The organism is Serratia sp. L9 (genome assembly GCF_050632285.1).
Classification (GTDB): domain Bacteria; phylum Pseudomonadota; class Gammaproteobacteria; order Enterobacterales; family Enterobacteriaceae; genus Chania.
Genome location: NZ_CP192591.1, coordinates 2,784,791 through 2,811,721 on the forward strand (window position 1 = coordinate 2,784,791; position 26,931 = coordinate 2,811,721).

Genomic DNA, 26,931 nt, shown 5'->3' on the forward strand with positions numbered 1-26,931 from the left:
ATTATCTGGATTTAATAGGGGAAAATAAAGGGATATCTTTCATTCGTAACTTCCTCTTTTTCGTTATTCGGAGATTTAGCTGATGAAACTGGAAACACCACTCTTGTTGTTGCAGTCGATCACTGCGGAGGATTGGCCGTTATTCTTGCGTCTGTATCAGGATCCTCAGGTCCTGCGTTATATCGCCGATCCCCTGGCTGAATGTGAAATCCGTGCCCGCTTTGAGGCGCGCTTGCCGCAGTGGGATAAACATGGCGAACGTTGGTTGTGCCTGGTGATGAGAGAAAAAATCAGCGGTAAAGCGTTTGGTATCACCGGCTTTCGCCCGGAGTGGTTGCCTTTCCAGCAGGCTGAGGTGGGTTTTGGCAGCCTGCCGGAAGGGCAAGGAAAGGGATATGGCAAAGAGTCGCTGCGGGCAGTATTGGATTTTGCCTTCAGCGCCTGTGGCTTTCATAAAATGACGGCCACCGTTACCGAGGGCAACATCGCTTCACGGAGCCTGCTGGAGAGCTGTGGTTTCCAACTGGAAGGAACGCTGCGTGACAATTATCGCCTGGCAGGGCGATGGTGCAATGATTGGCAGTTGGGGTTATTGGCACCGGAGTTTGCAGCAATCAGGGGGTAAAATATTGTTCTTGAGGGGGCTCGACAGTTTTGTCAGGCTGCGATATGTTCGATGTTCGGCCACAAAGTGGCCAGCGTCGCTCGGATGGTCTGGGCGCTGACGTCTCTCGAGGGATCTATGTCTGATAATAACCCGCGCCGTTTTACGCGCATTGAACGCCTGCCTCCTTATGTTTTTAATATCACCTCTGAGCTGAAGATGGCTGCGCGCCGTCGCGGTGAAGATATTATCGATTTCAGTATGGGTAACCCAGACGGCCCAACGCCGCCGCATATCGTGGAAAAACTCTGCACCGTGGCGCAGCGTGAAGACACGCATGGTTACTCCACTTCGCGTGGCATTCCACGTTTACGCCGAGCCATTTCGCACTGGTATAAGGAGCGATATCAGGTAGATATCGACCCTGAAAGCGAAGCCATTGTCACCATCGGATCGAAAGAGGGGTTGGCGCATCTGATGCTGGCCACGCTCGATCATGGCGATACGGTGCTGGTGCCAAACCCAAGTTACCCGATCCACATTTACGGCGCGGTAATTGCCGGTGCGCAGGTGCGTTCGGTACCGCTGGTGGACGGGGTGGATTTCTTTGGTGAGCTGGAGCGCGCCATACGTGAAACCATCCCCCGGCCAAAAATGATGATCCTGGGTTTTCCGTCAAACCCGACGGCTCAGTGCGTAGAGCTGGACTTCTTTGAGCGGGTTATTGCGTTGGCAAAACAGTACAACGTGCTGGTGATCCACGATCTGGCCTATGCCGATATTGTCTATGACGGCTGGAAAGCGCCGTCGATTATGCAGGTGCCTGGCGCCAAAGATATCGCGGTGGAATTCTTCACCCTGTCGAAAAGCTACAACATGGCCGGTTGGCGCATTGGCTTTATGGTGGGTAACGCTGAGCTGGTCAATGCGTTGTCGCGTATTAAAAGCTACCACGACTATGGCACCTTCACCCCACTGCAGGTGGCCGCTATTGCCGCGTTGGAAGGCGATCAGCAATGCGTGCTGGATATCGCCGAGCAATACCGCCAGCGACGTAACGTTTTGGTAAAAGGGTTGCACGAAGCGGGTTGGATGGTGGAGAACCCGAAAGCCTCAATGTATGTATGGGCGAAAATCCCTGAGCCTTATGCGCATCTGGGCTCATTGGAGTTCGCCAAGCGCCTGCTGGCAGACGCCAAGGTTTGTGTCTCGCCGGGGATCGGCTTTGGTGATTATGGCGACACCCATGTGCGCTTTGCGTTAATTGAAAACCAGGATCGCATCCGCCAGGCGGTGCGTGGTATCAAGGCGATGTTCCGCACCGATGGGTTGATCAAACCGGCTAAAGCCACAGTCTGACTGCCAAGGTTTATACTTGATCCGCCCCCTCTCCTTCGGGGAGAGGGGGCGTTACCATGATCATGGTGCTAATTTATCGGGGAACTCTATGAGCGCTCGCTTTGCCCAATCGCAAATCATCCTGCACTGGCTGACGCTGGTGATGGTTATCCTGACCTACAGTGCCATGTTATTGAAAGATTCGGTGCCGGATGACAGCGTGGCGCTGGTAAAGGATCTCCATTTTAACTTTGGCTTGTCGGTCTTTGTATTGATGTTTATCCGCCTTGGGTTACGCCGCCGCCATCCGGTGCCACCGATCACGCCTGCGTTGGCGGAATGGCAGGCTCTTGGAGCAAAGCTGTTCCATTGGCTACTGTATCTGCTGTTTTTATCGTTACCGGTGTTAGGCTTCCTGACGCTGTCATACAGCGGTAAGCAGTGGCTGCTGCTGGGGTGGCAGATGCCACAATGGGTAACGCCCGATCCGGGGATACGCAGAACGCTGAGAATCGTTCACGAAAGCTTGGCGACGGTGGGATATTTCGTGGTCGGCATGCATGCGCTGGCCGCCATTTACCATCACTATTTCCGGGGGATGATACCTTGCGCCGCATGATGCCCGGTAAATAAGCCGGTGATATAAACAACAAAAGAGCGCATCAGCGCTCTTTTTGTCGATCTGCCTGGTGAGGTTGCGGTTAGGCAACCATCAGCATGAAAGTGCCTACCCATGCAACCAGCATGAATGAAACGCCCATCAGAAAATATTTCACGGAACAACTCCTTGTGGAGTCCTCGCAAGCCAATGATCCCGATTGTTGTGCTGAGTATTTTATGGCAAATCAGCGGCTCTCGGCGGGTTCTTCAATCAGCAAGAACAACATCCTCAACCTTTGATTCACCGGTCGTTGCGATTCAAGTTCCTTGAGGATAAACAGGAATCACAACAGGATCGGCGCTAATGTACTCCCAATATTGTACCGATTTCAATACTGTGTTTTTGATCACATTTTTCGCCGGTTTTTTAGCCTGCCATTGCTGTTTTATAAGCACTATTTCAGAGCGGTAATCAGACCATATAACTTTATGGCTGGCGGAGCGCCACGATCTGTGTGTGGACCTCAAAACCTAACAGGAACAGAGCCTGCTCAAGTGCCTCAACCTTCGAGGCATAGGCCACATCCAGCAGCCGATCGATTTGTGCGCCATTTAGCCCCATTTGGCGGGCCAAGACGGCTTTTGAAGTACCCGCGATTAGCATCTGGTTATGTAACTCCAGCTTCAATCTGACCAATACCGGCAGAGGGATCGCTATCTCATCGGCCTGCAACGCGGAAGGGGTTGGCACCGGGCGGCCTTCTTCCATGTCAATGGCGATAGCCGTCATCAAGCTTTCCTGCGCCTCCAGCTCAACATCTTCACGCTTATAGCAGGCAGCCTGCTGCTGAGGAAAATCGCGCAAGGTAATCTGCCAGGCATCGCTTTCGCTATCAAAGAAGTAATGGGCGGGGTAGTGGCAAAGCATCGTATTTCCTGCTGGGAAGAGGGCGGAGCGGCATTGTGACCGGTTGAGGCTGACAATGCCAGATCATCACCCAACAATCCCGTTAAATCGGACAGGCGCCGGATGCCATTTTTTTTAATTAATGGCTGATGATTTATTAGCAATTCCTGCCAGAATTAGGATATCTCCCTAAAAATAATCGGGAATAACATGGAATATAGATTTAATGACCGTGTTCTGTTTGATGCTGACATCGGAACCTTGTCACCAAGTGATTTATCTGGGGAACCCATTCCTATCTCCAATCCTTCAAAGCGTTTATTGCTGTTGCTGATTGACCACTACGGGATGCCGATCAATCGGGAGGTGATATTCAAAAAGGTGTGGGACGACTACGGCATGATTTCCAGCAATAACAACCTTAATCAGTGCGTAAGTAAATTGCGCCGGATAATCAAGGTCATGGGGATCGATGATGAACTCATTGCCACCGTCCCCAAGCTGGGATTTATGTTGCGCCGGGAAATCCTGGTGGAGTTCAGGCAGGGAGGGGATGAGGAATTTACCCTGCTTTCTTCGACCTCGGAAAGCGCAGATATGCCATATCCACTAGCGGTAGGTGACGCGGAATTGGAAATGTCTGCCGATTACGATGATGAAATTGATTTGGAAATCGATGTTGAGGAGGAGGAACACCAGCCACCTGATGTGGAAACCCCGATTTCTGCCGACAAGAAACGTTGGGGGTGGGGCATTATCTGCGCCCTTGCCGGGTTTATCTTTGTCCTGGGGATCGGCACCACGATGTACACCACCAACTCTTTTGCCAGGCAGGAAGTGTTTCTTGGCAAGGCTGGTACCTGCAAAGTGTTTATGTCGACTTCAACCTCGTCTAGCGTTCCCGGCGCCAGTTTGAATCAGGACATGCTGAGTTATGTAGAACAAAAAAAGACCGTGTGCCGCCCAGATGAATACCTGCTGGTGGTGCGTAGCAATCAGGTGCGCTCGTTTATCTCCGGTGTTAACCGCATGTTCTTTGTGCGCTGCACCATCGTGCGCGAGCATAGGATAGAGTTCTGTTCTGGCATGGAAAATGATAATTCTCCTTTATTGTTGTGAGCCAGGGTGAGCGTTGGCCAGCAATTGATGGGGTTTTTCTGCCGATTGTTTAGAATTTGTTTATTTTGAACATAAAACAAACAAGTTTTTCGTGCTTTGCAAATTTTTTGTGCAGTGTTAATGCATTAAATTAAACCTGGTTAATATTAAATTCAGCTTTTAAACCTAAATAATTTAATAATGATAGTTAATGATTCTTTTTTTGTTGTTAGGAGATAAGATTTTTCTCGTCGGCAGGCTGGTTAGGATCATTCTTAAATAACTGGCTGAAAGACATTACACCTTGGTAGAGCATTGAAGCTACTGACTACAAGGGGTGGATAAGTACAGCAGGAAGGTAAGCATTAAACCGATGACCTGATAGCCTCTCGGATGCGCCAGCCAGCAATGTACTTCAGTTAAATACAGTTATCTTCTATGGAATTGGAATCTATTATGAAATTTTACAACACCAAAACTACCCTGCTGGCTGCTGTTATCGGTATGACGTTTGTGAGCTCTGCAATGGCGGCTGATGGCACCATTACTATCAATGGAACCATTACGGATACCACTTGCGATATCGAAGTCAATAATCAGTCAAAAAATGCCACAGTAACGCTGCCGACCGTTTCTACCTCGGCGTTGGCCTCCCCAGGAGCGACTGCCGGTACAACCAGCTTTGCCATTGTGTTGAGCAACTGCGCTGGCGCCACACTGAATACCGCTAGCACCTTCTTTGAAGCGGGTGCAAACGTCGATATGAGCTCCGGTCGCCTGAACAACTCGGCCTCTGCTACGGCATCCAACGTTCAGGTTGAAATATTGAACGCTGCCCAGAGCAAAATCATGGTAGGCGGTGACTTTAATCAAGGTGATATCGGTGTCGATATCACTGGCGGTAGCGGCGTAATGAACTACCTTGCTCGTTACTATGCAAACGGAGTCGTCACACCAGGGACGGTTGCCACTCAGGTGGATTACACCATTATCTACCTGTAAAACACCAATCTGCGGGATGGGCCAGCCTCATCCCTTTTTGAGGGCAGTTTCCATGCTAAGTAAAATTATTGTGGCTTCCACTATCACTTTGGTGCTGGCATGGACAGCTGCCGCTCAGGCTGGCGTTGTTATTAACGCCACGCGCATCATTTACCATGAGAAGAGCGGTGAGGCCGTTGCGCAGTTGCGCAATCAAGGTTCCAGCCCCGTTCTGGTGCAGTCCTGGCTAGATAATGGTGATGCAAAAGCGAAACCTGGCTCCGTCAAAGTTCCCTTTACGCTGACACCTCCTGTTGCTCGTATTGATGCGGGTAAAGGGCAGGCATTACGTATTGCGCGTTCTGGGGGCGGGCTGCCAGCCGACCGCGAATCACTGCTATGGCTCAACGTGCTGGAAATCCCACCTAAGGCTTCTCAGCAGATAGCCGCAGGTGACAACCTGATGCAGTTCTCTTTCCGTACCCGCATCAAAATGTTTTACCGGCCGGATAACCTGCCGATGACCCCGGCTCAGGCCTACGAGAAGCTGGAACTGAGTTTAAGAAAAGGGGCTTCGGGATATGAAATCGTCGCCAAGAACCCATCACCTTATTACCTCACTTTCCGCCAGATTGATTTACGCAGCGCCAAAGATGCGCCGGTGCTGGGCAACCTGGGCAAAACACAGGAAAGAATGGTCGCGCCGTTTGGCGAATTGGCTATGAAGGTGCAAGGGATGAAATCTGCACCGGCAGGCGTAAAAGCGTTTTACAGCCTGATAGATGATTTTGGTGGAGATAATAAAAATGAGCGGACGTTGGCGGGTAGTAGCAAGCCTTGAGTGGCGCCCCCATTTCTCAATCTGGTTTATATTGCGGGGGCCATTTTTCTGGCACCCGCAACCTTGTGTTATGCAGAGGATCCTGAGGTTATCGAGTTCAACGAGTCTTTTCTTCGTTCTGCTGTCGATGTCAGCCAATTCACCAGCGGTAATCCGGTTGCTCCCGGCGTTCACCGCATTGATCTCTATCTTAACGATCAATGGAAGGGGCGGCAGGACGTTAATTTCTCGTTGCCCTCGTCAGAAACTGCCGTAGCCCGCCCTTGCTACGATCTGAAATTATTGAGTGTTTTCAACATTGCGCTGGATAAGCTGGACAAAGATGTGCTGGCCAGCTTGCAGCAGGGGAGCAGTGCCGCGATTTAGGTGAATTGGTGCCGGGCGTAGAGGCTGATTTTGACAGCGGTGGCCAGCGGCTGGATGTACGTGCGCCTCAGGCTTTGCTACAGCATGAGGCCAGAGGTTATGTCAGCCCGGAACTGTGGGACCACGGCATTACGGCCGCTACCTTGCAATATGACTACAACGCCTACCGCGCCGAACATTCGGGTACGGGTTCGCAAACCAACCAGTTTCTGGGGCTGCGTGGCGGGTTGAACTGGGATGTGTGGCGCTTGCGCTACCGTGCTTCTGCCAACTGGAGTGAAGACCAGGGCTTCCACTATCAAAGCGATCAAACCTTCCTGGAAAGGCCGTTGGTGGGCTGGCGCAGCAGACTGGTGCTTGGCCAATCGACTACCGATGGCCAGGTATTTGACAGCGTAGGCTTTATTGGCGCCCAGGTAAGTTCTGACGATCGTATGTACAGCGATTCGCAACGTGGTTTTGCCCCTGTGGTGCGTGGCATTGCCAATACCAACGCGCTGGTCCGCGTCAGCCAGCGTGGCAGCCAGATCTATGAAACCACCGTACCGCCGGGGCCGTTTGTGATTGACGATCTTTATCCTACCGGCAGCGGGGGGATCTGCTTGTTACCGTGACTGAAGCCGACGGCACCGAGCGCAGCTTTACCGTCACCTACGCTTCAATCGCAGAACTGTTGCGGCCCGGAGTGACTCATTATTCCCTGATGGCGGGCAAATACCGCAATAACTCGGTGAATGAAGAGCCGCCCATTGCCCTTGGCACATTAAGGCACGGCTTTACCAACCTGCTCACCGGCTATACCGGTGTGATTGGTGCCGATGGCTATGCGGCCGCTTCGGGTGGCCTGGCATTTAATACCGATTTTGGTGCGATCTCGCTGGATATTACCCAGGCACAGACGCAGTTTGATAACCGCCCCAGCGAGCAAGGGCAAAGCGTGCGTTTTACCTATGCCAAAATTTTACCGGTGGTGGACACTAACGTCACCCTAGCCAGCTACCGTTATTCCAGCTCGGGATTTTATAATGTGGATGACGCCATGCTGCTGCGCGAGCGCGACAGATATGACAGCAACGTTGATTCCTACACCACCTGGAAGCGCCGTAACCGCTTTCAGATTAACGCTACCCAGTCGCTGCCAGAGGGGTTTGGTTCTGTTTCCCTAAACGCCAACGTGCAGGATTATTGGGATCATAATCAGACCGACAGCGAATATCAGTTCAGTTACAACAACCACTATCAGAAGCTCAATTACGGGGTGAATTTTGCCCGTACACGCAATCTGATCACCGGTAGCTGGGACAACAAGGCGATGCTCACCCTGTCGATCCCGCTAGGCTCCAGCGCACGCGCTCCTTATCTGACCACCAGCTATATTCAGCAAAAAGATCATCAGGGTTTGCAGAACTCGCTGTCCGGTAGCCTGGGGGATGAACGCCAGTACAATTACAGTGCGTTTACCAACTATGACTATTATAAAAATAGCAGCAACACGTTCAGCGGCGGTGTTAACGCATCCTGGTCAGCGCCTTATGCCTCCGTCGGGGGCAGTCTTTCTGCGGGGCAGGGTTATCAGCAATATGGTGCCACCTTATCCGGTGGCGTAGTGGCCTATCAAGGTGGTGTGGTCTTGACGCCAATGCTGGGTGAAACTTCGGCAATCGTTGAGGCAGAGAATGCCAAGGGTGCCCGTGTGACCAACTACAGCGGGTTACGCCTGGATAATCGCGGCAAGGCGGTGGTGCCTTATCTCAGCCCTTATCGCCAGAATACCGTGGAGCTGGATCCTAAGGGGATTTCTCACGACGTCGAGCTTAAATACACCAGCCAGGATATCGCTCCTACCGCAGGCGCAGTGGCGTTGCTGCGCTATGAAACCGAAAGTGGTTACTCGGTGCTGGCGACGGTACGTAATATTAGCGGCGAACCACTGCCTTTTGGCGCGAACGTGCTTGATGATCAACAGCGCAGCGTGGGGTATATCGCCCAAGTCGGGGAGGGTTTATTGCGTGTAAGCCAACCCAAGGGCCAACTGACGGTGAAATGGGGGAAGGCATAGGCGAAAGCTGCCGGTTCGATTATCAGTTGCCAACCTCCGGGCCCAGCGATGAGCGGGACTATCGCCGATTGGATGCGGTGTGCCAGTGAACAGGAAAACGATGATGATGCAACAATCTAATGGGGATCTTTGCTCAGTGTGGCAGACCACAAAAACCGGGTTCCAGAGCTGGTCATTGGGCTTACTGCTGGTGTTGGGTTATAGCGGTTCTGCCCTCGCCGAAGGGGGATATGTCAATTGCGCGCGCAACAGTGGCTATTACCAGTTTTTTGATACCGCCACCATCGAGATCGGCAAAGACAGCGCCGTAGGTGATGTCCTCGGCCCCTGGATCAGCTCAAATAACGCTACCGCCTGGAATTGCACGCCGAACAGCAGCTATCAGCAACCGGTACAGTTCAGCGTGCAGGGCTACCCGCCTTATACCACACGCAATACGATGGTGGTCGATGGGCAAACCTACATGCTGTATAACACCACGGTGAAAACCGGGCTGGGTTATATTGTGCGCTGGCGCTATACCCTCAATGGTAAAACGACCGCCTGGCAGCCGTTGACTATTGCCACCGGTGGGCAGCAGACCCACGCCGAGTCAATCACGGTCAACTACGGTACCGGCAGCCGGTTTTATCTGGGCGTGGATGCCCAGGTTCGTTTTGTTAAAACCACTACCGGCCTGACCAGCGGTGCCATCCCGCTCTTCGACCCGATTTATCTGCGACATCTACAAACCTATAACGGCAGCTCGGCACCGGGTGATCTCACCTATATGATTGCCCAGTTTAAAAGCGGTGGAACCATAAGCAGCGGCGGCACCTGCACCACGCCCAATGTGAACGTCGATCTGCCAGAAGCCAGCGTCAGCCAGTTTACCGGTGTGGGCACCGTTGCAGGGCAGAGGGCGTTCAATCTGGCGTTTAATCAGTGCCCGGCAGGCCTGTCCAGTATTGGTTACAGTTTTGCAGCCACCACTCAGGTCCTGGATGCCACCAACGGGGTTGTGGCACCCAATGACACTTCTACCGCCAGCGGCGTGGGGATCCAACTGTTACGTGGCAATAATGTGCCCGTGACGTTTGGCACCGTCTATCTGCTGGATAACTACGATGCTTCGGCAAAGGCCAACTATAGCGTGCCGATGCAGGCCCGGTTGTTCCAGACCGGGAGTTCTGTCACCGCTGGTACTGCCAATACCGCAATCACTTTTACCTTGAACTATAAGTAGGGCTACTTGCTATGGCAGCTATTTATTGTTGTGGTCTGAGCCTGCCCTGGCGCAGGTTTTACAGCCTGGTACTGGCCGTTGTCATGGCCATGCTCATACCCCCAGCGCAGGCCGAGATTTACCTTGGGGCTACGCGGCTGATTGTGAATGCCAAGGACCAGGAGGCGACGCTGCGGGTGAGCAACCAGGGGCGGGCCCCGGTATTGCTGCAAGCCTGGGTGGATACCGGTGACAGCGACGCCGCGCCAGAGAAAATTTCCACACCGTTTACCGTTGCTCCCCCATTTTGCGCCTGGATGGCAAACGTTCGCAGCGCCTGAGAGTGCTGTTTACCGGTAAAGGTTCACCGCTGCCGGACGATCGTGAATCGGTTTTCTGGCTTAACGTGTTGGAGATCCCGCAAAAAGTAACCAACAGCCAGGCCAGCCAGATGCAAATGGCGTTCAGGACCCGGATCAAACTGTTCTATCGGCCTCTGGCATTGCAGAAGGTCATCACTGCTCATATTCAGGATCAACTGCGCTTTAGTCTGGCTAAACGCGCCAATGGCCAGGTGTTGGTGGTCAATAACCCAACGCCTTTCCATCAGACTTTGCTCGAAATTTCCCTGGGGCGCGATAAAAATCAGGCCGCCGCCAGTCTGGTACCGGAAGATGGCATGGTTGCCCCCAAAGGGCAGGCTGAATTTGCCTTGGGGCCAACCAAGGGGGCAGTCAATAGCGGTATGAAGGTGTTTTATTCCGTGTTGGACGATTTTGGTTCAGTGGTGACGGCTGAACAACCCCTGGCGCCGTGAAGAAAAAGGGGGGCCGCCTTATCGAATCGTCAGCGAAGTTGCAGTCTTGTTAGTTTTTATCTTTTAGAGCACATAGAGTGTATATTTTTTAATCTTCTGGTGTATCCTGAATTGGGTAGCTCAGTAAATGAACTGCCGGTATCTTGATTGTAGCACGTCATTTTATTGTGAAACGTTCAGGAGGAGGCTATGGAAACCTTTGAAAAGTGCTATGTGTATGCAAAGAACACCAGCAACATGGATTTTCTCGCTTCTACGGTGGCATTCTTAGAGTTTCAAGGGCGTGAGGTGAATGCGAATAACGTGGCGGGTAATATGTCACGCGAACAGAGTGATAATTTCTTTAAACGGCTGAATCACTACCGTTCAATTTATAGAAAGCAGACTGAATCCGCCTAACACAGCAAAAAGCCTCGAGAGAACATCGGGGCTTTTTTATGCCTGCGAGCTGCTGGTCTGGCCTGGGTGATCAGCTCGTCTGCACTCGGTTTTGCGGATTAATCAACCATGTCCCTGCCGTTTCAATCGTGAACTTTTCCTGATACTGGTGCTTGGCGGTGATCACCTCTGCCTTATAATTACCAGGAGCCATATTCAGAGCAACAAAGCCGTTTTTATCTGGCGTAACATTTTGTTTATTGCCATTGATTTTCAACTCCTCACCCGGCTGAAGTTTAAAATACACGATGGCAACCGATGCCGGAGCTGGGGCTACAGGCGCTGGCGTTGTGGCAACAGCGCTAACCGAGTTGTTCACCACCGGCACGGGGGCGGAAGAGGGGCCACTGTTTAACCAGGTAATGATCCCGGCGATAACTACCACGGCCACCCCTGCGCCGATCATTATCGGGCGCCAGGGCTTTCTGATGTGTGTTTCGTTAACGGCCTGCGGCTGCGCTATAGAAACGAGTTTCGGGCTCGTTGTGGCAGGCCTGCTGCCAATGATTTCACTCTTACTGGCGGCGGAAAGACTCAAGAGCTCAGCCATTTCATCGATAGTTTGCGGCCGATCTTCGGGCCTCAGGGCTAATGCACGATCAATGGCACCCAGCAGGCCTAACGAATATCCCTTCGGGAGGCGCTCTGTCAGCGGTTGGTAGCGATCCTCAATGCTGCGCACAACGCTGACGGGGGTTGAGTATCCACGATCAGATTATGCAGCACGGCGCCGAGGGCATAGATATCGGTCCACGGCCCCTGCTCGCTATTGCTGTTTTCCTGGTATTGCTCCATAGAAGCAAAACCAGGTTTGAGCACCAGCTCCGTTTCAGCAGACAGGTTACCGATCTCTTTGCGAGCACAACCAAAACCCAGCAACACCGGCAATTGGTTTTCCTGGATCTGGATATTACCCAGTGAGATGTCACGGTGCAGATAACCTTCCCGATGAATGGTTTTGAGCGCATCAAGCAAGCTGGGCAGTAAATTACGTATCCAGGTTTCGTTGATTTTCTCTGGGTGCTGAGCCCAGAACTTTTTTAACGTGGTGCCGCTATAAAACGGTGTTGCCAAGTAGGCAGTGCCATTGTGTTCCCAACAACGCAGCACCTGCAGCAATGCCGGGTGAGAAAAGCGGGCGAGCAGACGCGCCTCTTGGGTAAAGCTGTTCAGCCCGGCTTGAAAAGTCTGGTCAAAGCGCTCATCACGCAGGCTGAGCGTTAGATCTTCATGGCGTATGGCCAACGTGGAGGGAAAATATTCTTTAATGGCGATCATGCGCTCTAGCTGGTGATCGTAGGCTCGATACACAATGCCATATTCACCCTCACCAATGACTTCCCTGATCTCAAATTCGTTGAAACGATGCCCGATGGGCAGGCTGTTTGAATTTGGTTTTATTATTCCTTTTTCTGACATAAGGATCGTTCCCTGAAATCAATGAGCAATACGCGTGGCCGATGTCATGCCTGAAATTGGCAGCAAGCTGGTTAATAGATAACATCATCAACAGACAGATAGCTGCCGCTACCGGGATCAACATGATCCACAGCCAGTGTTTCTACCAGGCGGAATTTAAGCGGCATTCCTTGTTTGGTCACTAATGGCCGCCAGGTTTCCCGCGCTCGGGTTACCCCCTGGCTGACTTCAACCTGATCGGCCGCCTGTTCACGTGCCATTTCAATAATCACTTCCCCCGGAAGGCCCAGGCGTGTAGTTGTGGGTCAAAGATCAACACCAGGAAACTGCCTGCCCCCCGAGGATCAGGCGTTGGGCATTAGCTCTGACCACCTTCAACGGCAGATTGCCAGTCTCAATATTGAGCAGTGGGTATCCCCGATAAAAGACCACATTGTGAGTTTGATTGACCCCTTCAATCGAAGTGACAATGGTGCCATGACCATTCAATAAGCCCTCGGGATCGCAGTGAAATGCATCGCTACTGGGCACAAAAATGGTGCTATCGCCGAGGTTGTCATTCCAGTAGGTGCGGAACTGGCAGCCTTGTGGGAGTGAAAAAGACACCATGGTGTTGTCCGGGGTGGCTAAGGGGGACGTTACGGCAACCACGGGCAGCGTGGTGGCGGCAGATGAGTTTGTTGCTTCCGACGGGGGGATAACCGGCTGCCACTTTTGGTCTTTTCTTACGTTACCTGACGCTATTTTATTTCCCTGTTGGTCGGCCAATATCCAGGGGAGTTCGACCACTTTGGGGCACTGTTTTTCTAATAGGTTCCCCACGCTTGGCAGAAAGTTGCTCAAAGCGTAAGTGTCGGTGTTCTGCGTTGAAGTGATGCGTAGGGGGATACTGCCTGCGCACCAGCTTTCTGGCTTACTATTAGTGACATCGTCAATATAGACTTCCAGTTTCAGTGTTGGGGAGTACGCCAACCGATAATTTTCAGCTTGCACAGCAGGTGTCATCGTCAGGGCAATTATCCCCAGCATCCAATATTTCATCGTTGACCTTGGCATATTTGAAATTACATGTGGCATTGGGAGCAACTTAGAGGGCGGTTATTCAAGTATCCAGGTATCGGATTTAGTCTCTTTACAGGCTTTACTGTTATTGCCTACGGACACACAATGTCCAGCACTGTTGGTGGTCTTGGTTCGGCGTACGCGAAGACGATCTTTTCGCACCGTAGCCCGGTATTGGTTTTCAATGACCCCGGCATTACCCTGAATATAACCAATAAGCTCGCCCCGATCTTCCATTGAGATGGCTAGCCACTGGTTTTCAACTTCGCCCAAGGCAAAGAAGGGGGTGGCATTTTCCAGTTGACCGAGCAACTTGCCTTTATAGCTGGGTGTGCTCATGATACTGGCGCTATACAGGCTGCGGTATTGCTCATTAATAGGCTGGAATTGTTCCGGTAAGGAAATAATAGCGCGATGGGTTAGCATCACCCCGTTAACCTGATGGCTAACCAAGGTGTCATCAGTGATCGCCTGCTCAGAGCGTGGCGTACAGGCGCAAAGCAGTAGGGCTGAAAACAGTAGCGGCGAAATCCGTATTTTCACAATAGCCTCTAGGTATTATTTGGTATTACACCGTAATTCCGTCTTTATATTCTGAATTTATTTAAATTAACGCATAGTGATTAGAAACTATCCCTCTCATGCGTGTCAAATATATTTTAAATAATTAATGGCTGTTGAGATTTTTCTCGCTTTTTCTGAGTTATTTGAGGTTAATATCTTAGCGCTGTAATGGTTGCGCTGGCTTTTGTCTCATTTTTTGAGATCTGCATCTGATTATTTTTTAGCTATTGTTCTTGCTTTCTTGGGCTGTTTAGGCCTGGGTTATACTATTTTTAGTTATATTTTTATCGCCTTTATTGGCATTTTTATTCACTTAATTCTGGTGTGAAAATAGTAAAAATACAGTGTTCGTATTTATTGATATTAATTAATTTTTAATATAATCACGCCATTTTTGCAGACACAGTTTTAAGCTGTGTTATTAGGTTGCAGAGATTTTTTTACGCCTTTTTAGGCGTTTCAGTAACCTGGTTCAGGTGAGTTTGTAAAAATATTATTTTTCATAAGTGATTGTTAGCATTGGTTTCTATCTGTTACTATCGGAAAAGGATTCGTCCAGACTTTTGGCCGATCCTTTCGTCAATATGACAAGGACTGTTTGATGATGCGCAATGGTTTGTTACGCCATTGCTGCCCATTCACATCCATATGCGCCAAGTCTAATTTATCAAGGGTTACAGGGATGAACCGTAATAACGATCGCCTTCTGGCGCTGTTTTTCAATGCCTGCCTTTTCTGCCTGGCTACACAATCCGTGGCGCAGGTTTCAGCCAATATGCTCTCACCTTCCTTGCCACAGAGCGCAGCGGCCATTGATGCCCAGGAACAAATACGCCAGCAGGAAAGGGAACGGGCTTTACAGCAGCAAAATAACCCACAAACCGATGTGCGCCTTGCCCGGCCAAGTACGGTATTGCCAGATTATCCTGTTAACGAGTCCCCGTGCTTTACAATTAATACCTTTAAACTGGCAGGGGATGCCGCCAGCCAATTCCAATGGGCGCTTGAGGCCGTCAATAGCGCTCAGGGCCGATGCCTGGGCTCGCAAGGGATCCTGTTGGTAATCAACAAAGTCCAGAATGCCATTTTGGAAAAAGGCTACGTCACCACGCGTGTCATGGCTCAGGAACAAGATCTCACCCAAGGCGTATTTACGCTTATGCTTCAGCCTGGGCGTATCGCCAATGTCCGTTTTGAGGAGCCGGTATCTTATCGCGCCAGATTATGGAACGCGGTACCAGCCCGTTCTGGGGAGATCCTGAACCTGCGCGATATCGAACAGGCATTGGAGAACCTGAAGCGGGTGCCTAATGTAGAGGCTGATATCAAGATTGTGCCGGGGGCAGATGAGGCCACCAGCGATCTGCTGATAGCCTGGAAAGAAAGCCGCCCGATCCACCTCAGCCTTGGGATGGATGACAGCGGTTCTAAAAGCACCGGTAAGTATCAGGGGTCAGCCACACTGTCGATTGACGCCCCCTTTGCCCAGAACGATCTCTTCTATGCCAACATCGGCAGAAGTCTGTTCCGCGACGGGCCTTATGACAGCCGTTCCAATACGGTGAACTACAGCATCCCTGTGGGTTACTGGAACTTCTCCGCCAACTATAACAACTACGACTATCACCAGAATATCGCCAATGCCAACGAGATCCTCCGCTACAGCGGCAAAAGCGAAAATGCGCAATTCACGGTTTCCCGCTTGCTGTTCCGTAACCAGATCCATAAAACCACGCTGAATCTGCGGGGTTACCGCCGTCACTCAACCAACGCTGTCAACGACATTGCGCTTACGCAACAGGAGCGTCGTGCAACAGGCTGGGAGCTCGGGCTGAACCAGCGCAGCTATCTGGGTGATGCAACCCTGGATGCCAACATCAATTGGCGGCGAGGGATCGGCGCGTTTGGTGCCCTGCGTGTACCGGAAGAAGACAGCAATACGGGCACATCGCGCCCGAGTCTGATGACCGGGGATATCAGCCTGAACCTGCCTTTCCAATGGGCCAGCCAATCCTGGCGATATAACACCAGCTTACGCGGCCAATGGAGCAGCGATCCGCTGATCCCACAGGATCGTCTGGCGATCGGCGGGCGCTACACCGTGCGTGGGTTTGATGGTGAAGAGAATTTATCCGGTGAGAAAGGCCTGATATGGCGCAACGAACTGGCCTGGAATGTGTTCTCGCGGGGTCATGAACTCTATTGGGGCGTGGATTATGGCCGTGTTGATGGCCCTGGCAGCCAATATCTGGCCGGGCACCAGTTGGCAGGCACCGTATTGGGGGTGAGGGGGGCATTATGGCAACGCTTCAGCTATGACCTGTTTGCAGGCGTTCCGCTCTACAAACCGGAAAACTTCCATACCTCGGGGGCAAGTGCCGGTTTCAGCATCAATCTGCAAATTTAACGACGAACACCAAAACAATACCTAAAGATTTTCAATGGATTGGATGGCTTTTTATCAGGGATTTTGCGCATGAACAAACATTGCTACCGTATCATTTTCAGCCGCACTCAAGGTGAGTTGAGAGTGGTATCAGAACTGGCCCGCAGTTGCAGCACCCACCCAGGGCAAAGCCGCAGCGCTGGAGGGGCCCGTCTGTGGGTGACCTTGCGTCGCGCCATGTGGCTGATTGGGCTGGCGCTGTTTACCGGGCCGGTGCTGGCGAATGGGATCGTTGCCGACAACCAGGCGGCGCCCGCGCTGCGCCCTGAGGTGATCAACACCCAGAACGGGTTGCAGCAGGTTAATATCAATGCGCCGAATCAGGCAGGTATATCGCACAACCAATATAAGCAGTTTGATGTTGGCCAGCAGGGGGCGATCCTCAATAACTCGGCGGTAATGACCTCCACCCAACTGGCGGGGTATATCCAGGGTAATGCCAAACTTAATCCCAATGCGGCGCCAGCCAAAGTCATCCTCAACGAAGTCAACAGCAACAACCCAAGCCAGCTACGGGGTTTTCTGGAAGTAGCCGGTGGCAAGGCCCAGGTGGTGATAGCCAACCCCGCAGGCATTGTGTGTGACGGTTGCGGCACCATCAACGCCGGGCGTATGACGCTCACCACCGGTAAACCGCAGTTGAATGCGGATGGCAGCATGGCGGGCTATCAGGTCGAACGTGGTTTGATCCGGGTTGAAGGCGGCGGCCTGAATGGCGACTCACGCCATGATACCGAATATGTCGATATCCTCGCTCGTGCGGTGCAGGTGAACGCCGGTATATGGGCGCGGGAAAGCGTTTCTGTCGTTGCTGGGCGCAACCAGATTAGCGCAGATGGCAAGACAGCCACCGCGCTGGCGGCCACCGGTGATAACGCGCCTGAGTTGGCGATTGATATGGGCCAGATGGGCGGCATGTATAGCGGCCATATCCGTATGATCGGCACCGAGGCTGGGGTTGGCGTGCGCAATCAGGGCGGGCATCTGCAGGCCGAAAAGACCCTGGTGGTGAACAGTGAAGGTAAGCTTACCTGGCAAGCTGACACGACGGAACCTTACACCCAGGCCGGGGGCGATATCACTCTGGCCGCCAGAGACAGCGTTGAGCATCAGGGCAAACTCTACAGCGGTGGTCAACTCAGCGTGCAAAGCCGCGAGGGCGAAATCCGCCAATCCGGCACGTTGGCGGCGGCAGGTAACGTCACGCTGAGTGCCAGGCAGGGGATCCAGAGCAGCGGGCACCTTTTGGCGGGCAGTGATGCCAACAGTACCCTGATCCGCGCGGCGGATTTAACGCTTGAAAGCCAGGCGGATATCCGTGCCAGTGGCAGCTTATTGAGCCAGAAAAAGGTTAGCGTTACTGGCCGCCAGGTGGATCTGAGCCAGAGCCAGCTGGCCGCCGGGCAGGCAGTGCTGACTGCGCAGGCGGGGAATGTCGCCCTGCAACAGGCGCAGGTAGACAGCGAGCAGTTTACCGTTAACAGCCAGGGCGACCTTTACACTCAGCAGGCCCAAATCCGCGCCGGAAACTGGCAAATCACTGCCGATAGCCTGTTCAACCAGGCGGGCGTGTGGTCACAGATCGGGGCAGGTGAAAGCCGTTTTGCCCTGACTGGCGCGCTGGATAACACCGATGGCAGCATCGAAACGCAACAACTCAACCTCAATACCGCTACCCTCAATAATCTGCGTGGGCGGCTGGTGGCATTGGACGGCACGGCCCAGCATTGGCGCGTGGGCGGCCTGCTTGCCAACCAGGGCGGGGTAGTGGGCAGCAATGGCAGTTTGCAACTGGATACCGGTGCGTTGGATAACCAGCAGGGTACCTTGCAAAGCCAGTCACATCTGATCGTCAAGGCACAAACTGGGGTGAACAACGGGCAGGGCAAGTTATTGTCCGGTGGCAACCTGACCCTGAGCAGTCAGGGAACCGTCAGTAATCAGGCCGGTGAGGTCCGTGGCCAGAATTTGCAGCTCGAAGCCCAGGCGCTGAATAACGCCCAGGGCATGCTGGTCAGCCAGGGGGATTGCAGCTGGACGCCCGGCAGGGGATCGATAATCAACAGGGGCTGATAGAGGCTGGCGATGTGCTGAACGTCAGCACCGAAGGAAACTGGGATAACCGTAAAGGCAACGCGCTGGGTGGGCAGCAGGCCAAGATTGCGGCGGGAAGCCTGGATAATACGGCAGGCAAGCTGCAATCGGGTGGCGACCTGACCCTTAACACCTTTGGCAATGTTAATAATCAGGCGGGCATCCTTACCGCGCAGCAGGATCTCTATTGGCAAGGTGGCGCACTTAATCTGTTTAATGCCGAGCCTGGCTCGTTCAATAATGATGGGGGCAAGCTGTTAAGCGGCGGGGCAATGTCCCTCAATGGCGGGCAGTTGAATAACCGTGAGCAAGGGCTGGTTCAAAGCCAGCAGGCGCTGACGCTGAACCTCAGTGGAGCATGGGACAACCAGGGCGGCAAGCTGGCCAGTGGGGGCAGCGGTACGGTGCGTGCGCAAACTCTGCTTAATGCGCAGGGGGAAATTCAGGCGTTGGATACCCTGGATATGCAGTTCACCCGCGCCTTGGACAACCACGGTGGCAACATTATCAGCCAGCGGGCACAGCGCCTGCAGGCCGAAAATATCGTTAATCACCAAGGGTGGATAGGCAGCCTGGGTACACTGACGGTGCTCAGCCAGGGCTTCGATAACCAACAGGGTGAAGTTGTCAGCCAGCAGGATGCCAATCTTGCGGTCACCAGCTTGAATAACCAGTACGGCATATTACAGTCTGCTGCCAACCTGGTGCTGCGTGTGGCGCAAGACGTTTACAACCAGAGCGGGAAAATCAGTGCACAAGCGCAGCTGTCGCTGCAAGGGCAAACGGACACGGACCCCGCCGGTGCCTTACATAACGCGGGTGGGCAACTACTGGCGGGGGAACGGCTACAGATCCAGGCGCAGAGCATTGATAACCAGCAAGGTGGCCTGCTTTATAGCCAGAAGCAACTGCAACTGACCTTAAACGGCGAGCTCGATAACCGCTTGGGCAAAGTGCAAAGTGGTGAAGAGATGCAGATCCGTGCCGCCCGGTTGCTGAATGCGCAGGGGGCTGTGGATAGCCAACAGCAGCTCGGTCTGCACATCCTCGGTTTGCTGGATAATACCCAAGGCACGCTGCGCGCCAATCAGGCGCAGCAGATAGTTGCCGATCGGTTGCAGAACCACCAAGGCATGATCGGCAGCCAGGGCGCTATCGAGCTCACCGCCAACCAGTTGGATAACCAGGCTGGGGCGGTAATTAGCCAGGGCGCGGGCGATTATCATTTCAGCTCTCTTAATAATCAGCAGGGTAAAATCCACAGCGGCGGCGCACTCTTACTGCGAGGCGATTCCGTGGATAACCAGGCTGGTCAATTGGTCGCCAGCCAGGGGCTGACGCTTAACGGCGAGAACCTGGATAACAGCAACCAAGGGATCATCAGCAGCCAGGGGGCATTAACCGTGCATACCGGGCAGTTGAACAACCGCAATGGCGGCCTGCTGATGGGCACCACGCAGACCGAAGTGAACGCGCAAACGCTGGATAACACCGCCGGGCGAGTACAGAGTGCGGGCACTTTATCCCTGTCACAATTAAGCTCATTGGATAACCGCCAAGGGGCAATTTTATCTAATGATACGTTGAGCATCGGCGGTGTTCCCTGGTTGGCGCTGCTGAACCAAAGCGGCATGATCCAAAGCGGCGGGGCGTTAACGGTCACGGCCCAGTCGCTTGATAATCAGGGGGTACGCTGCTCAGCCAGCAGGAGTTGCAACTCACCGTTCAACAGGATTACACCCACCGGGCCGGGGATACCCTAAGCAGCAACAGCGCCGTCACCCTGAGGGTGGCTGGCATGATGACCAATCTGGCAGACTGGCTATTGCCGGGCGATCTCACCCTTTACAGCACCAACTTGAATAACCTGGCCACGCTGGTAGGTAAAACGCTGCATTTGACCACCGGAGCGCTACTCAACCAGGGGCGTATTGAGGCCGATACGCTGGTCATCCAAGCCGACAGCCTGGATAACCAGACAACGCTGATGGCAGACACTCTCACAATCAATAGCCAGACCATTGACAACCGTGGCCGAGAAGCCCTGATTGCCGCCACGCAGCATATCAGCCTGATGACCGGTAAACGGCTGACCAACCGCGATGGCGCGTTGATTTACAGCGCGGGTTCCCTGGAGCTGTCCAGCGACGATCTGATTGAGAACCGCGCCAGCAATATTGAAGCGGAAGGGGATCTCACCCTGACGGCCAAACGCTTTGACAACCTGCGTGAAGGGTTGGAGATTGAGCGTGACGCACAAACCAGCGATTACAGCTGGCACCGCTATAACTACTATTGGCGCTCCTATGGTGAAGACGTCAATACCGATGTCAGCACCATGGCACCGACCACCCAACAGTTGACCTTCCGTGATGACGCTGCGGCGGCGAATAACCCTTATGGCACCCTGCTGAATATCGATGCTGCCTCCAAGCGGGTGGAAGTGCAGGTAAAAGACAGACAGGGGCAGTTGATCAGCCTGTGGGTCAACTACCTGGCTCTGATCCCGAATGCCGATGGCAGCTATGCCATGACGTTCTATGAGACACGCGGTCATCGGCAAAGATCTGTCCCTACCCCTTATCAGAACACGGTCTGGTGGAATGCCACCGATAGCGAAAAGATAGAGTTATGGAGCCCCGATCGCTTTATTGATATTGCCAACGCGCCGTTTATCGCAGATTACAACAACCTGCGTGAACGCACCGCCACGGGCACGGTCACCCAAGACAAGCTGATTTCTGCCGGCATTGGTGCGAACCTGCTCTCGGGGGGAATATGTTTCTGCATATTGCCGAGCAACTCCAGAATGACGCCAGCACTATCAGCAGCAATGGCAACCTGACCATCGACGGCACCGCCAACATTATTAACCGTGGCTATTCGGTGAATGAGCGGCGCCAGGAAGTTATTGTCGATCACTATGATCGGGCTGAAGGGCATTGGTACCCAACCTACAACCTTGATGAAACCACTGCCCTGGCCACTATTGACGGCGTGCTCGGCGGTAATGGCAACGTCACGATCGACGGCGCACATCTTGAAAACACCACCGTCAACCAGGCACAGATCAGCAGCGTAGACGCCGCGCAGAACGCCGCTGCCGCCGAGCGGGCAGAATGGGAACGCAACCCGTTAGCGGTCGATATTGCCGGGGAGACTGGCAGGCCGCAGATACTGGCATGGGAGCCGGGAGCCGGCCGCTGACGCCGGGGGAATTGGCGTTAACCGACAAACAGCACCTGGCCAGCGTGGCGACCACGATTCCTGATAATGGCTTGTTCCGCCAGCAAACCTCTGCAAATAGCCCGTTCCTGGTGGTGACTGACCCGCGTTTTGCCAACAAAGGGAATTTCCTGAGCAGTGATTATCTGTTGCAGCGGGTCGGTTATGACCCGGGCCAGGTCCACAAGCGCCTGGGGGATGGTTATTACGAACAGCGGTTGGTACGTGAACAACTGCTGATGCTGACTGGCCGCCCGTCATCGAAGGGTGATGATGCGATGGCGGAATATCAGGCGCTGATGAATAACGGTATCAAGGTGGCGGCAGATTTCCAGCTGGTGCCTGGCGTCGCCCTCACTCCAGCGCAAATTGCCGCATTGCAGCAGGATATCGTCTGGCTGGTGAGTGAAACGGTTGAGACGGCGGAAGGGCCGCAGACCGTATGGGTGCCGAAAGTCTATCTGGCCAACAGCACGGTGCGCGTAACCGGTGATGGCGCGGTGATTGCCGGGGGTAACCTTCAACTGTCGACCGATAGCCTCACTAATGCGGGTAACCTGTTCGCCGATAAAGCGCTGAGTATTGATACCAGCCAGTTCCTGCAACAAGGGGGCGATATTCTTGCGGATACTATCAACGTGCAGGCCGATAGCATCAGCCTGAGCACCAATCTGCAGGATGCATTACGCCAGGCCAGCATGAATGCGCGTGAGCTCAGCCTGAGTGGTGGCGATATCAGCCTGCAAGGGGCCAGACTCAGCGCCAGCGAGAACCTCAGCCTGAGTGCCAGCAACAGCCTGAACATCACCACTGCCCGTAGCAGTACCATCGCAGATGTGAATGTAATTTCTGGAGCAATGGGCAACCGTACCAGCGCAGGATTGGAAGAAGCCGGCGAGCGCAAGGCTCAGGTCAGCGGTGAATGGCAACAGGCGTTGGGCAGCAGCCTGAGCGCCGGGGGCGATCTGAGCCTGAAAGCAGGCCAGGATATCACCCTGCAAGGCAGCCAGGCGCAAGCCGGTGGTAAAACGCAGGTTCAGGCCGGGGGCAATGTCTCGTTACTGGCCGATACCACCACCAATGACACCCATTTGCAGGCTGACAGCAGCACCTCGACGGTCAGTAACAGCCGCCGGGAAGAGACTCTGCACACCAGCGCGCTAGGAGGGGATAACGGCGTCACCATCCTGGCGGGGGGCAACTTTGTTGCCGAAGGGGCAAAGGTGGACAGCGCCGCAGGCAGCATCGGCCTGAGTGCCCAAGAGGTGACCATCAAGGAAGCCCGTCAACAACTGAATGAAAGTGATAGCGAGCAGAACAAGGTTGGCAATACGCAAAGCCAGCGCCAGACCGAGAGCTCAAGTGATCTCTCCTTAGGTAGCGTGTTCAGCGCCAAAGAGGGGATCACGGCTATTGCCGAACAAGGCGATATCACCGTGCAGGGCAGCACGCTGCAAAGTGAGCAAGGGACCATCGGGCTTAAGGCGGCCGGGGACATCTCGATCAATGCCAGCCAGGATGAACAGCACCTGGTGCAACAGGGGAGTAGCAACAGTAAAGGGCTCGCGAGCAACAAGCAGAGCGCTTATCAGCGGGAAGAACACGGCAGCACGGCCAACGGCAGCTTGCTGAGTGGGCAGGAGGTTATTCTGCAGAGCGGTAAAGATATCAATGTGATGGGCAGCAATATTGTTGCCACTGAGGATATCTCGCTGACGGCGGGCAACAATATTCAGGTAGGGACAGCGGAAAATACCCATCAGAGCAGTGCCGCGAGCCAGAGTAAGAAATCCGGCCTTTCTGGTACCGGCGGGGTTGGCTTTAGCTACGGCACCGACAGCCTGAAAACCACCGATACCGAGAGCAGCGTGACCAGCACGGGCAGCACCGTTGGCAGCACCTTGGGTAATGTGACCCTGAACGCGGGCAATAACCTGCAGGTGAAGGGTTCGGATGTGCTGGCAGGCAAAGATATCACCCTGAGCGGGAAAGAGGTGAATATCCTGGCGGCGGAGAACCATAGCAGCCAGAAACATGTGGTCGAACAGAAAAAGAGCGGGTTGACGCTGGCGCTGTCAGGTACGGTGGGCAGTGCGGTGAATACCGCAGTCACGACGGCCAATGAAGCCAGCAAGGAAAGCGATGGTCGCCTGGCGGCGCTGCAGGGCATGAAAGCGGCGCTGAGCGGTGTGCAGGCGGCGCAGAGTGGTGTGCTGGCCAATGAAAATGCGGCTGATCAGAACGCCATCGGTGTCAGTCTCTCTTACGGCAGCCAGTCGTCCAAATCAGAACAGACCAGCAGCCAGACACAAAGCCAGGGCAGCCAACTGACGGCGGGTAATAACCTGAATATTCACGCCTCCGGCACCGACATTAACGTGCAGGGCAGCCAACTGCAGGCCGGGAAGGATATCACCCTGAATGCGGCGCGGGATGTGAACCTGGTTTCCGCCGAGAATACCCAGCAGCTCGATGGCAAAAACGAGAGTAAAGGGGGCAGCGTTGGGGTCAGTATTGGTGCGGGCCAGGGTGGATGGGGTATCAGCATATCGGCCAGCGTGAACAAGGGCAAAGGTAACGAGACAGGCAACGGGGTAACGCATAGCGAAACCATCGTGAATGCGGGTAATAACCTGAATATCACCAGCGGACGCGACACCACCCTGACCGGGGCACAGGTCAATGGCGACAAGGTGACGATGGACGTGGGCCGTGACCTGACGCTGACCAGTGAGCAAGACAGCGACAATTACGACGCGAAACAGCAGAACGCCAGCGCGGGTGGCAGCTTTACGTTTGGTTCGATGTCGGGTTCAGGGAGTATCAATCTGAGCCAGGACAAGATGCACAGCAACTATGATTCGGTGCAGGAACAGACGGGTATTTTTGCGGGTAAAGGTGGTTTTGATATCACGGTGGGTGAGCATACCCAGCTTAATGGTGCGGTGATAGGCTCGACGGCCAGTGCGGACAAGAATAAACTCGACACGGGCACGCTGGGCTTTGGTAATATTGAAAACCAGGCCGACTATCAAGTAGAACACCAGAGTGTGGGTATCAGCTCGGGCGGTAGCATTGGCAGCCAGTTTGCGGGCAATATGGCCAACGGGATGCTGGCGGGGGTCAACGATAGTGGCAGTGCCAGTTCGACCACGCAGTCGGCGGTAAGTGAAGGCACCATTATCGTCCGCGATCAGGACAAACAGGTTCAGAACGTCGACGACTTGAGCCGTGATGTCGAGCATGCCAACCAGACGCTAAGCCCGATCTTTGATAAAGAGAAAGAGCAACGGCGGTTGAAAGAAGCACAGCTGATAGGTGAAATCGGTGCACAAGCGATAGACATTGCGGCGACGCAAGGCAAGATCCTGGCGACAAATGCAGGTCGTGCCGAGCTGGAAGCGAAAGGCATCAAGGCACTAGGCTCGGATGCGACAGCGGAAGAGCGGGCGGCGTATGACAAGCTACTGACCAGTTCTTCAGCCTACAAAACCGCGCAAGCGGAATGGGGCACCGGCAGCGCGATCCAGCAGGGTATCCAGGCGGCGACGGCGGCGTTGCAAGGGCTGGCGGGTGGCAATCTGGCCCAGGCACTTTCTGGCGCAGCCGCCCCGTATCTGGCGGAAATCATCAAACAGACCGCCCCAGATGAAGCCAGCCGTGTTATGGCTCACGCGGTGTTAGGCGCAGTGGTGGCGCAGGCCAGTGGTAACAGTGCAGCGGCTGGGGCTGCGGGTGCGGCAACCTCGGCGATGATCGGGGAAAGCCTGAAGAAATCGCTGTACGGTGATATCCCGGTAAGCCAACTGAGTGAAGAGCAGAAGCAAACGCTGGTTGCGTTGGGTAGCCTGGCGGCGGGTCTGGCTGGCGGGTTGGCCGGTGGTGATACCGCTGGCGCGATGGCCGGGGCGCAGGCCGGGAAGAACGAACTCAGCAATAATATGGCGGGTGCTGGCATGTTGTCGCAAATGCTGGCGCAGGAAACGCTGAACGCCGCAGCGATGGCCGAAGCCGGTAAAGGCGGAGCCAATGAGCAGGCGGCGCTGGCCCTGACCAAGAAAGTGAAGGAAGGGTTGGACGCAGCGTGTCTGCAAAATGCAAGCTGTGTGCTGCTGGCAATCGTCGGGGCGCAGAGCCAATCAGACTCGAACGGCAGCCAGAACCCGAATCTCGGCAAAGATCTGACGGATGAGCAGAAAGCCGAGTTGGGTGGTTCAGGTTCAGGAACACCGGGTGGCTGGGAGCCTCAAGATGAGGAAAACGCGAGGAACCAGGAAGCCCTGCAAAATAGTTTCTCGAAGGATAAACTTAATCAAGCTGCTTCAGCCCCCAATAGAAATGGATTGACTGATGCAGGCCGTGCTTTGCAGAAGCATGGAGGAAGGGAGGGTTCTGTTTATTCCTATACAAGCCAAAAGGCTTCTGTTTTAAACCAAGAGGCTCAAGCAATAGTCAACGATATTTTGAATAACCCTAGTACTAAAGTTGAAACTAGAGTTGTATTCGAAAATAAGCAAAAAATCACTGTGGTTGAAGCAACGGCTCCTGATGGACGAGCTTTACGCTTTAATGCTGATGGTTCAAGATTAATTGGTTTTAGAGAGCCGCCAGTAAAATGATAAGGATTACATTATGTTAGAGTATAGCGTGGGAAGCTCAGTAGATCGGGAAGACCTTTATGCTGAATTATCATTCAATAGGGTTCAGTGGGGGGAAATATGTTTATCGGAAGATAGGAAATCAGTAAATATCATTATTTACCCTGATTCTGACAGTATTTTAGAGTTTAATTATGAGGATTTTTTACAGGTTATAGAAAAAGCAAAAAAACATCTTTTAACCTTAGAACCACTATCTTAGTTTTTAAT

At 53.5% G+C, this 26,931-nt stretch carries 24 protein-coding genes and 3 pseudogenes; 20 read left to right on the top strand and 7 right to left on the bottom strand.

Annotated elements, in window-relative coordinates; all coding sequences use genetic code 11:
• The first annotated feature begins 82 nt into the window (after nucleotides 1–82).
• The 3 genes and pseudogenes from ACQ86O_RS13150 to ACQ86O_RS13160 all read left to right on the top strand — a co-directional run bounded on the left by ACQ86O_RS13150 (nucleotide 83) and on the right by ACQ86O_RS13160 (nucleotide 2,575).
• Nucleotides 83–625: a GNAT family N-acetyltransferase gene (locus ACQ86O_RS13150; RefSeq protein WP_431225558.1), complete on the top strand. Its 543-nt coding sequence runs from the start codon at nucleotides 83–85 to the stop codon at nucleotides 623–625.
• Nucleotides 626–742: 117 nt separating this feature from the next.
• Entirely contained in the window at nucleotides 743–1,963 is a 1,221-nt protein-coding gene (gene alaC, locus ACQ86O_RS13155) for an alanine transaminase (RefSeq protein ID WP_431225559.1), read from the top strand.
• An 88-nt stretch (nucleotides 1,964–2,051) separates the two neighbouring features.
• Nucleotides 2,052–2,575 (top strand): annotated as a pseudogene (locus ACQ86O_RS13160) (cytochrome b).
• A 68-nt stretch (nucleotides 2,576–2,643) separates the two neighbouring features.
• Here the strand turns inward: ACQ86O_RS13160 and ypdK are convergent.
• The gene (gene ypdK, locus ACQ86O_RS13165; RefSeq protein ID WP_099782600.1) at nucleotides 2,644–2,718 is read right to left on the bottom strand and encodes a membrane protein YpdK; all 75 of its coding nucleotides are present in this window, start codon (nucleotides 2,716–2,718) and stop codon (nucleotides 2,644–2,646) included.
• Nucleotides 2,719–3,029: 311 nt separating this feature from the next.
• Nucleotides 3,030–3,470 (bottom strand): hypothetical protein, encoded by a 441-nt coding sequence (locus ACQ86O_RS13170; RefSeq protein WP_431225560.1) that lies wholly within the window; start codon nucleotides 3,468–3,470, stop codon nucleotides 3,030–3,032.
• A gap of 189 nt (nucleotides 3,471–3,659) precedes the next feature.
• Between ACQ86O_RS13170 and ACQ86O_RS13175 the strand changes: the two genes are divergently transcribed.
• From ACQ86O_RS13175 to ACQ86O_RS13220, 10 genes and pseudogenes are all read left to right on the top strand, one after another.
• Entirely contained in the window at nucleotides 3,660–4,568 is a 909-nt protein-coding gene (locus tag ACQ86O_RS13175; protein ID WP_431225561.1) for a winged helix-turn-helix domain-containing protein, read from the top strand.
• A gap of 435 nt (nucleotides 4,569–5,003) precedes the next feature.
• Nucleotides 5,004–5,549, top strand: coding sequence for a fimbrial protein (locus ACQ86O_RS13180; protein ID WP_431225562.1), 546 nt, complete (start codon nucleotides 5,004–5,006; stop codon nucleotides 5,547–5,549).
• A 52-nt stretch (nucleotides 5,550–5,601) separates the two neighbouring features.
• Nucleotides 5,602–6,369: a fimbrial biogenesis chaperone gene (locus tag ACQ86O_RS13185; RefSeq protein ID WP_431225563.1), complete on the top strand. Its 768-nt coding sequence runs from the start codon at nucleotides 5,602–5,604 to the stop codon at nucleotides 6,367–6,369.
• Nucleotides 6,370–6,735 carry a FimD/PapC N-terminal domain-containing protein gene (locus ACQ86O_RS13190; RefSeq protein WP_431225564.1) on the top strand — a complete coding sequence of 122 codons (366 nt, stop codon included), beginning with the start codon at nucleotides 6,370–6,372 and terminating at the stop codon, nucleotides 6,733–6,735.
• An 8-nt stretch (nucleotides 6,736–6,743) separates the two neighbouring features.
• Nucleotides 6,744–8,542 (top strand): annotated as a pseudogene (locus tag ACQ86O_RS13195) (fimbria/pilus outer membrane usher protein); the annotation flags it as partial.
• Between the two features lie 141 nt (nucleotides 8,543–8,683).
• Nucleotides 8,684–8,794 (top strand): hypothetical protein, encoded by a 111-nt coding sequence (locus ACQ86O_RS13200; protein WP_431225723.1) that lies wholly within the window; start codon nucleotides 8,684–8,686, stop codon nucleotides 8,792–8,794.
• 100 nt (nucleotides 8,795–8,894) lie between these two features.
• Complete coding sequence (locus tag ACQ86O_RS13205) at nucleotides 8,895–10,019, top strand: fimbrial protein (RefSeq protein ID WP_431225565.1); 1,125 nt, start codon at nucleotides 8,895–8,897, stop codon at nucleotides 10,017–10,019.
• A gap of 89 nt (nucleotides 10,020–10,108) precedes the next feature.
• Nucleotides 10,109–10,443 (top strand): annotated as a pseudogene (locus ACQ86O_RS13210) (fimbrial biogenesis chaperone); the annotation flags it as partial.
• 12 nt (nucleotides 10,444–10,455) lie between these two features.
• Nucleotides 10,456–10,815: a fimbrial biogenesis chaperone gene (locus tag ACQ86O_RS13215; RefSeq protein ID WP_431225724.1), complete on the top strand. Its 360-nt coding sequence runs from the start codon at nucleotides 10,456–10,458 to the stop codon at nucleotides 10,813–10,815.
• Between the two features lie 189 nt (nucleotides 10,816–11,004).
• On the top strand, nucleotides 11,005–11,214 hold the full coding sequence (locus tag ACQ86O_RS13220) for a glycogen synthesis protein (protein WP_431225566.1): 210 nt from the start codon (nucleotides 11,005–11,007) through the stop codon (nucleotides 11,212–11,214).
• A gap of 70 nt (nucleotides 11,215–11,284) precedes the next feature.
• Here ACQ86O_RS13220 and ACQ86O_RS13225 read toward each other — a convergent pair whose 3' ends face one another.
• The 5 genes from ACQ86O_RS13225 to ACQ86O_RS13245 form a co-directional block, all read right to left on the bottom strand.
• Nucleotides 11,285–11,935, bottom strand: a complete 651-nt coding sequence (locus ACQ86O_RS13225; RefSeq protein ID WP_431225567.1) for a hypothetical protein — start codon at nucleotides 11,933–11,935, stop codon at nucleotides 11,285–11,287.
• The gene (locus ACQ86O_RS13230) at nucleotides 11,902–12,672 is read right to left on the bottom strand and encodes a serine/threonine protein kinase (RefSeq protein WP_431225568.1); all 771 of its coding nucleotides are present in this window, start codon (nucleotides 12,670–12,672) and stop codon (nucleotides 11,902–11,904) included. Before ACQ86O_RS13230 ends, ACQ86O_RS13225 begins: the two co-directional genes overlap by 34 nt.
• Nucleotides 12,673–12,743: 71 nt before the next feature.
• Nucleotides 12,744–12,932 (bottom strand): hypothetical protein, encoded by a 189-nt coding sequence (locus ACQ86O_RS13235; protein ID WP_431225569.1) that lies wholly within the window; start codon nucleotides 12,930–12,932, stop codon nucleotides 12,744–12,746.
• A 52-nt stretch (nucleotides 12,933–12,984) separates the two neighbouring features.
• Entirely contained in the window at nucleotides 12,985–13,713 is a 729-nt protein-coding gene (locus ACQ86O_RS13240) for a type VI secretion system-associated protein (protein ID WP_431225570.1), read from the bottom strand.
• A 57-nt stretch (nucleotides 13,714–13,770) separates the two neighbouring features.
• Nucleotides 13,771–14,277 (bottom strand): type VI secretion system accessory protein TagV, encoded by a 507-nt coding sequence (locus ACQ86O_RS13245; RefSeq protein WP_431225571.1) that lies wholly within the window; start codon nucleotides 14,275–14,277, stop codon nucleotides 13,771–13,773.
• Nucleotides 14,278–14,980: 703 nt separating this feature from the next.
• On the opposite strand from ACQ86O_RS13245, the gene ACQ86O_RS13250 reads away from it, so the two are divergent.
• The 7 genes from ACQ86O_RS13250 (at nucleotide 14,981) to ACQ86O_RS13280 (ending at nucleotide 26,923) form a co-directional block, all read left to right on the top strand.
• The gene (locus ACQ86O_RS13250) at nucleotides 14,981–16,705 is read left to right on the top strand and encodes a ShlB/FhaC/HecB family hemolysin secretion/activation protein (protein ID WP_431225572.1); all 1,725 of its coding nucleotides are present in this window, start codon (nucleotides 14,981–14,983) and stop codon (nucleotides 16,703–16,705) included.
• Between the two features lie 69 nt (nucleotides 16,706–16,774).
• A complete protein-coding gene (locus tag ACQ86O_RS13255; RefSeq protein WP_431225573.1) occupies nucleotides 16,775–18,817 on the top strand; it encodes a filamentous hemagglutinin N-terminal domain-containing protein in 2,043 nt (680 codons plus the stop codon).
• The gene (locus ACQ86O_RS13260; protein ID WP_431225574.1) at nucleotides 18,772–20,601 is read left to right on the top strand and encodes a hypothetical protein; all 1,830 of its coding nucleotides are present in this window, start codon (nucleotides 18,772–18,774) and stop codon (nucleotides 20,599–20,601) included. The genes ACQ86O_RS13255 and ACQ86O_RS13260 overlap by 46 nt, the downstream gene beginning before the upstream one ends.
• Nucleotides 20,550–21,683 (top strand): hypothetical protein, encoded by a 1,134-nt coding sequence (locus tag ACQ86O_RS13265; protein ID WP_431225575.1) that lies wholly within the window; start codon nucleotides 20,550–20,552, stop codon nucleotides 21,681–21,683. Before ACQ86O_RS13260 ends, ACQ86O_RS13265 begins: the two co-directional genes overlap by 52 nt.
• Entirely contained in the window at nucleotides 21,617–22,045 is a 429-nt protein-coding gene (locus ACQ86O_RS13270) for a hypothetical protein (RefSeq protein WP_431225576.1), read from the top strand. The genes ACQ86O_RS13265 and ACQ86O_RS13270 overlap by 67 nt, the downstream gene beginning before the upstream one ends.
• Entirely contained in the window at nucleotides 22,021–26,682 is a 4,662-nt protein-coding gene (locus ACQ86O_RS13275; protein WP_431225577.1) for a hemagglutinin repeat-containing protein, read from the top strand. The genes ACQ86O_RS13270 and ACQ86O_RS13275 overlap by 25 nt, the downstream gene beginning before the upstream one ends.
• A gap of 13 nt (nucleotides 26,683–26,695) precedes the next feature.
• Nucleotides 26,696–26,923, top strand: coding sequence for a hypothetical protein (locus tag ACQ86O_RS13280; protein ID WP_431225578.1), 228 nt, complete (start codon nucleotides 26,696–26,698; stop codon nucleotides 26,921–26,923).
• Nucleotides 26,924–26,931 lie beyond the last annotated feature (8 nt).